The organism is Sphingorhabdus sp. (genome assembly GCF_046154385.1).
Taxonomy (GTDB): domain Bacteria; phylum Pseudomonadota; class Alphaproteobacteria; order Sphingomonadales; family Sphingomonadaceae; genus Sphingorhabdus_B.
In genome coordinates, this window is record NZ_JBJXFW010000017.1 from 1 (window position 1) to 7,171 (window position 7,171).

Below are 7,171 nucleotides of genomic sequence, written 5' to 3' on the forward strand. Positions count from 1 at the left end.
CCGGCCCAATTGCAGCCATGCGGTTTATTAGGTGGAGCCGGCCCCTCGAATTGCATGAGGGGCCAGCCATTTATATTTCCGTGCGTTCAGCCAAGGTGAGAGCGTCTTCAATATCTACTCCAAGGTAGCGTATCGTGTTCTCTATTTTGCTGTGCCCAAGCAGTATTTGCACAGCACGCAGGTTGCCGGTAGTTTTGTAGATTAGCGAAGCTTTTGTGCGACGTAATGAATGCGTACCGAACTCTCTCGCGTTCAGTCCTATCGCTGACACCCATTCATCAACAAGACGTGCGTATTGCCGGGTGCTCAGGTGTTGGAGGTCGTTAACGCGGCTCGGAAAAACAAAATCGTCTAGAGATCCGCCGCGCCTCTCAAGCCATGCAAGCAGGCTCTTGCGGCAATCTGTCATCAATTCAAATTGGACGGGGCGACCGGTCTTTTGTTGAACGACAGTGGCGCGATTCCGAATACTACCACCGCTCACGACATCGCCAATCTTTAATTTGATAACGTCGCATCCTCGCAATTTGCTGTCGATCGCTAGATCAAACAGCGCTCGGTCGCGCGTCCGTCCGTGCTCGTCGAGAAAGAAGCGAATTGCCCAGACATCGCGCGGCTTGAGTGGGCGCTTTGCGCCTACCAGGCTTCCAACATTCCATGGTCGACGCTCATGCGCACTACGATCGAGATTAGAAATACCCATAACACTTCTCCTTTGGCCGGAATGGCCGAGAGAAGGGTACACCCGTTACTTGACGGCAGCTTTTGGGCCGGGAGCGGACGGTCTGCTTCTGTGCGTGGATCGATGAATAGCTGCCGTTTAGGCCGGTTAGAACGACTGGCGGCTGTCGCTAACTTTTCGGTCATTCCATCCTTTGGAACCATATCTTTGAAACAGCCGTTCGTTAATACTTGGCAGTTGCTGATGTTTGCCGACCGGTTACGCGGCACATAACGAAACTGATTGATATTTTCAGTTTTGCGGCACGCCACGACCTAGATCTGCCGCTATCTGCTTATGCCTTGCACGCGTAATGCCGTAAGCAGACAAAATGGTCAAAGAGATGATAGCGATGGCAGCAGGCACTGGCCCCCAGATCATTACCAGCCGGAACTGCATTGCTTCGGGCAAAGTTGCGGATGCCGCTTGGCCAATGCCGCTTGGAAAACGGATTATATCAAGCGCTACACCCGCAACCATGACGCCTAGCCCGGTCGCTGCTTTATTGGCGAATCCGAGCCCGGCAAAATACAGGCCTTCACGCCGACGGCCGAACAGGAGTTCGTGCTCGTCGGCGGCATCGGCCATCATTGACGGGTAGGCTACCAATATAAATCCGAAACCGATCCCGGCGACAAAAGAATTGCACTGCATCGGAATTAAGGCGGCATCGCCTAGCGGGTGATAGAAGCCGGCGAGCATCGCACCTTGCAGCACCAGCCAGTTTGCAACCAAAAGCAGAAACCCGAAGATGACGACGTTTTTCTTTTCCATGATCTTTTGCAGAGTTGGCGCGACCACCACGCCCAGAAGAATGCCAGCCAGAAAGGCGTAGCTGATGAACTGGATTTTCTCGCTCTCGATGCGCCATACATAGACGAAAGCGTGGCTGTTCAGGCTGGCATTGGCACCGGCGGCCATATAGATGATGACTGCAGATAGAAACAGCAACCGAAACGAACGGTTGCTGAAGATCTCCTTCACCTCGCCCGGCAATCGGCGCAGCATCTTCTCGGGTGCTTGTTCGGGTTGCGGCAACGCCGCTGCGTAACGCCTGACGCCGAGGCAGCAAATCGAAAGGCAGACAAATATCAGCAGTGCAACCGACCATCCAAAACTTGGATATCCATCGGGTCGTTGCAGTCCGCCATCGGCGAAATATATCGAATAGCCGATAGCGGTGACAACCACGCCGGAGCAGATTCCGGTAAAAGCGCGGTAAACGACCACACTGGTTCGTTCGGCATAGTCGGTGGTCAATTCGGCACCGAGTGCAATATAGGGTACAGCAAATAGAGAAATCGCGCTGCGTACTGCCACCGACATAACCGCTAGCCAGGCGAACAAACCTAACTGACTCATACCAGCAGGCGGCGAGAATAATAGCCCGAGTGAAATAGCAATGAGCGGAACCGCAAGCGCCATCAACGGTACACGCCTTCCGTGCCGCGATTTGATGTTATCCGACCACGAGCCGATAACGGGATCGACTATAGCGTCGGCAGCCAAACCGACCGCCAACGCTGCGCCTACCAGCGATCCCGACAGGCCGAGAACCGCCGAATAGAAGAAAAAGATGAAAGCAACCGCTGCATCAAAGCCTCCATTTTGCCCCACCTGACCCAGCCCATAAGCGAGCTTTACCGGAATGGATGGTTTTAGCACCAAGTTGTCGTTGATAGGATCGATTGGAATCACAATCGTTGCCACACTTCTTCTCCCCTTTTAAAGCCTGCTTTCCGGAACACAGTCGTCATTCAGAAAATTCAGAATGACGGACATAAATTCGCGAAATTTCTCGCGGCGGATATTATGTCCCGCACCGGCGATTTGAACCGCGCGGAAATTCGGGTTGATCCTTATGGCATCGGCAGCAGCCTCACGCGTTACAAGTCCGCCTCGCTCAACCTCGCCATAAACCAGCAGTGCGGGTGCGGAAAAATTTTCGATTATATCCTGCCAACGGGGAAGCAAGGTAGGCCACGCTTCCGGATCGACTTGCTGTTTGCCTAGGGTCCATTCTGGGAATTCGTCGGCGTGCCAACCAGGCGATAGCTTTCTGCCCAAATCGCTGATTTCGGAAGTAGTCATGGTCCGAAAACTCATGACTTGATTCCGGAAATCGTTCTGCCGGTCGATTACTTCCGATTTTTTAAGTGGCGGCAGAAATGGCGGGTCTTCGAGAATGATTTTCGAAGCGACGCGCGGGTACGCATCGGCAAATGCCATCGCGGCCATCGCACCAACCGAGTGCCCCAACAATATTGGCGATTTCAATTCAAGATTGTCTATGACTTCGGCAATGTCGCGCGCTGAGTCATGCACTTCGTACGTTCGCATCCGCGAACTTTCGCCATGTCCCCGCGCGTCGAGCATAACGATGTCATTGCCGGTCTCCAAGGCTCGCGCGACACGGCTCCAGCAAAGGCCGTTGTCGGTAAGACCATGGAGGAGGAGCATGACCGGGCCGGACCCACCCGTGCGATGATATGCCAATTGTCCACCCGAGACTTCAATGGCTCCAGATTGCCAAATATTGGCCGCGACGGTTGAGGAAGAGTGCGCGTGGCTTACCATGCATAGGCTTCCGGAGCTGCGCCACAAGGCGCAAAGATGGCATCGATGTCAGACAATAATTGCGCGCCAAACTGAATTTCAGGAACATGCACAAGCGAACTCAGCTGTTCGACACTGCTAGGACCGATGATAGCGGCGGCAATGCCCTGTTGGTGCAAAGTCCAAGCAAGCGCAACGGCACTTGGTGTCTCGCCGAGGCCGCAACACAGCGTTTCGAAACGAGCCAGTTGATCCGCCCGCACGGACCGCGCCATTTTGATCACATCAGATTGCCGTCTACCGCTATTTTTTTCCGGCGGGCCAGCCAGCAACCCACCTGCCAATGGGCTCCATGCAATTACCCCGACGCCATATTCCATCGCAGCGGGAATGACTTCGAGTTCGGCCCTTCGTTCGATGAGGTTGTAGGGGCTTTGCTCACACACCAGTCCAAGCCGTCCGCTTGCCGAAGCCTTTTCGTTCATCTGGGCAATCTTCCAGCCTGGAAAATTGCTAGACCCAATATAGGTAACTTTACCTTGGGCAATCAGCCGTTCGGTTGCCTGCCACAGCTCTTCGACGCTCGCCAAACGGTCGATGTGATGGAACTGGTAAAGATCGATATGATCAACTTGCAATCGCTTCAGACTGGCATCACAGGCCATTTGGATGTGTCTCGCAGAAAGGCCACGATCATTGATGTCACTCGACATCGGTTGATGGACTTTGGTGGCGAGCACGATTCTGTCGCGCCTGCACCGGTCCAAAGCCAGCCATTTGCCAATTATGGTCTCGGTTGCACCCACGCCCAGATCGCCGCCATACTGGTTAGCGGTGTCGATGAAATTAACACCGATTTCGACGGCATTGTCGAGAATATCGTGGCTTTCCTTTTCCGGGGTTCGCGGCCCGAAGTTCATCGTTCCCAGGCACAGTTCACTGACCTTCAGCGCAGTTCGGCCTAGCCTGCGATATCTCACGTTTGGCACGCTGTGCGGTGCATTATGGAGCCCATAATATCGCGCCTGTGACCAACGACTCGCTCGAATCCGCCACACAGAAACGCGTCAGAAACTGCGCGCGTTCTGAGAGCTTCTTGTGATCGGCATAAGTAATACCGGGAACCATCGGCTCTCTGAACCACGGAGCATAAAATTCCAGATTGGGGATAGCGCGCATCGCGTTGGAGACATTCGGTGTGCCGCCATGCCATGCCCGCACATCACGGATCATGATGGCCCCTGCAGGTGCAGGACAAACTGTGCTCAGCCGCATCCATTCAGGTTCTTCTTCAAGGCTCGGAATCGGGGCGCGCGAATGCTGCGTGCCGAGGATTTGGCGGGTTGGTCCGTTAAGGCGGGTAACGTCCTGTGGCAAGAAATTGACGCATATATAGGGGCAGGGCAAATCGCGGATCGTCATCTGTCCGCGCGGGTCGTAAAAAGAGCTGAAACGCGAAATCGAACTGTTAAACCAATCGCTGACGTCGGAATGCAGCGGCTGGTAACCGGTTGCGCCCGGTAGGCAGAAATCGCCACTTGCCGCGCGCAGCGAGTAATCGGGCGAGCCGAACAACGCTGTCACCAATTCATCGACTACGGGAATATCAAGCATCATTTGCCATTCGGGACGATGAAGCTGACTGCGTGTCAAACTTGAACCGCCAAAGGAGTAACGATGCGATCCGCGGTTGCCGTTACGATTGTTGTCCAATGCCAGGATTTCCGAGGCGACCTCATTACACCCATTCGCCAAAAACCTGGTCTGCTCATCATTAAAAACGTCTGCGACAACGACAAAGCCATCGCGCCGAAAAAGTCTGACCGCTTGCTCGATGTCGGTTGGGGAGACGATTTCAAGTCCCCGGATACCGTTGTTCGCTTCAAGATGCGCGCGCAACGCCTCCATCTCGAGCGTTTCCGAAGAGCCGTCCGAGGCGATGATCGGATGTGCGAATTGAACTTCCATTTTGGTATGCCCGTTACTTTCTTGTTTAGGCGTCATTCGGTTGCGAGGTGCATGATCTGTGCCATATTATTGAAATAGAAGGCATCCATGGTTGCTTGATCGCAATTCGTCATCGTTTCTTCGAACTTGGCGATAGGGTCGCCCGATCCTTCAGGGTGCGGATAATCCGACGCATAGACAAGCATTTCAGGCCCCACCTGCTCGATCACCCATCCAACCGGCTCGCCCGCAAATGGCGCGACCTTGATGTGGCGTTTCGCTGTCATCGAAGGTGCCTCGGCGAACGGACGCAACCGCTTGAATACGTTGGCGGTGAAGTCCATCATCTTCAGCCAGCCTGGCAGCCAAAGACAGCCATGCTCCATCGAAATGACGCGCAGTTCGGGATGACGTTCGAATACACCGTCATAAATCATAGCCCCTAGGAAAAGCTGGACCGAATTGGCGATAGTCATCACCCCGATTTCACCAGCCGGGGCATCGTCGCCGATTTCGTGGAAAACCCTGCCATTGTTGCGGAAGCTGGGTGATACTGGGTCATAATGGCCGTTGATAGCAACGTGCGTGACGACGGGAATCTGTTGCTCGACGAATTTGGCCCAGACGGGATCGAAGTCGGGGTGAGTGAAGGAACGGCCCTGATCGTTGCTTTCATTGGTATCGACGGCAAAGCTATAGCAACCATCGGCAAGGCCCTGTTCTATGATTTCAAGCGCTTTTTCCGGGCCGAAGCTCAGCGGGACATAGCCGACTGCGCGCATCCGGGAGTCATTCTTGCAGAAATTGCCCATCGCCCGATTGAGCGCACGTGTGCCTGCTTCGCGTACGTCCGCGTCAGGGCTGTGATAGAATTGATGGAAAGTAAAAGTCGCCAGCACCAACTGGATTTCATAGCCGAACAGGTCGATGGCGCGTGAACGTTCGACTGGATCGAATGCACCGAGTCGGCCCCAGCCTACCTTCGTATTATCGAGAATTTGTGCTTCATACTGTGCGGAGATTTCGGGATTACCTTGCCGCCCGAGATACTGTTCTCGGCCCAATTCCAGCCGTTCGCGCTTTTCCATTACCGGCTTCTGGTCAAGCATGGAAGGAAGCATTGACTTCTCATCGTCGTTCGCAGTCAGGAGTAGAAAGTCTTCCAGCTCAATTAGATGACTATCAACGTCGATAATCCGGCGGGTGCCTGCATAGGTCATGCTCGTCTCCTCTCAACTCATTAGAAGGCATTTCGGTAGTGCCATTCAAACCTTTCGTGAACTTCGAATCGGATTACTAAATATAAATAAGGTCAATAACGGATTTGTGTGCAGCGGTCAAATTGGAGCATCGCATATTGCCGTTGGACTAACGCCCGGAATCGACCAGCGCACACATTCCGGGCTGGTCGAGCCTGTCTATCGAGAGTCGCCCGCCGGCTTCGCCGAATTCGAGAAGCTGAATGACATTGCCTTCGCGGTCGGACGCGAAGACCACTCGGGCCAAGTCATTCTCCGCGATGCCAGAAAGTAGATACCCGCCCAGTGCGACGAGCCGTTCCAGATCTTCCGCCAGCGCATCGGTTTCGAGGCAAATATATGCATATCCCAGATCGGATGGGTCGCGTCGGTCTTCGGCACCGTGATAGTCCGGTGCATGGAATTGCCATAGTTCGAGCAATACATTGCCGGCGGGGAGCCACGCACCCTCGATCTGTGCGTCGACCAGCCCGCCCATCCGATCGAATTGTGGTCCCGGCCCGAACCGGCTGCGGTTATTTGGTTCGGTCGCGAATAATGCGCTGTAAAACTCGATCGCCGCATCCATATCGCGCGTGACGATGGCGACATGGCCCATCCATGTTGGCTCGCCCACGGGTGCATAAGGTAGCCCTTCTATCTCCATGATATTGCCTTCGGGATCGCGGGCATAGGCATATTGGTTGCC

General features: G+C 54.3%; 7 protein-coding genes. All 7 read right to left on the reverse strand.

Features of this window, described 5'->3' with window-relative positions:
- Nucleotides 1–70 precede the first annotated feature (70 nt).
- Nucleotides 71–703 carry a tyrosine-type recombinase/integrase gene (locus ACKVOS_RS03550; protein ID WP_409210637.1) on the reverse strand — a complete coding sequence of 211 codons (633 nt, stop codon included), beginning with the start codon at nt 701–703 and terminating at the stop codon, nt 71–73.
- A gap of 270 nt (nt 704–973) precedes the next feature.
- Nucleotides 974–2,431 carry an MFS transporter gene (locus ACKVOS_RS03555; RefSeq protein WP_409210638.1) on the reverse strand — a complete coding sequence of 486 codons (1,458 nt, stop codon included), beginning with the start codon at nt 2,429–2,431 and terminating at the stop codon, nt 974–976.
- A gap of 15 nt (nt 2,432–2,446) precedes the next feature.
- Nucleotides 2,447–3,181, reverse strand: coding sequence for an alpha/beta fold hydrolase (locus ACKVOS_RS03560; protein ID WP_409210639.1), 735 nt, complete (start codon nt 3,179–3,181; stop codon nt 2,447–2,449).
- A 110-nt stretch (nt 3,182–3,291) separates the two neighbouring features.
- Nucleotides 3,292–4,266, reverse strand: coding sequence for an aldo/keto reductase (locus ACKVOS_RS03565; RefSeq protein ID WP_409210640.1), 975 nt, complete (start codon nt 4,264–4,266; stop codon nt 3,292–3,294).
- Between the two features lie 13 nt (nt 4,267–4,279).
- Nucleotides 4,280–5,245, reverse strand: coding sequence for a phytanoyl-CoA dioxygenase family protein (locus tag ACKVOS_RS03570; RefSeq protein ID WP_409210641.1), 966 nt, complete (start codon nt 5,243–5,245; stop codon nt 4,280–4,282).
- 32 nt (nt 5,246–5,277) lie between these two features.
- The gene (locus ACKVOS_RS03575) at nt 5,278–6,444 is read right to left on the reverse strand and encodes an amidohydrolase family protein (protein ID WP_409210642.1); all 1,167 of its coding nucleotides are present in this window, start codon (nt 6,442–6,444) and stop codon (nt 5,278–5,280) included.
- Between the two features lie 148 nt (nt 6,445–6,592).
- Nucleotides 6,593–7,171 (reverse strand): VOC family protein (locus tag ACKVOS_RS03580; protein ID WP_409210643.1); only part of this gene is annotated, 579 nt, incomplete at its 5' end.

Bases quoted from the DNA above. Each gene is read 5' to 3' on its own strand.
- ACKVOS_RS03550 (WP_409210637.1), bottom strand. From the start codon at position 703: ATGGGTATTTCTAATCTCGATCGTAGTGCGCATGAGCGTCGACCATGG.
- ACKVOS_RS03560 (WP_409210639.1), bottom strand. From the start codon at position 3,181: ATGCTCCTCCTCCATGGTCTTACCGACAACGGCCTTTGCTGGAGCCGT.
- ACKVOS_RS03570 (WP_409210641.1), bottom strand. From the start codon at position 5,245: ATGGAAGTTCAATTCGCACATCCGATCATCGCCTCGGACGGCTCTTCG.
- ACKVOS_RS03575 (WP_409210642.1), bottom strand. From the start codon at position 6,444: ATGACCTATGCAGGCACCCGCCGGATTATCGACGTTGATAGTCATCTA.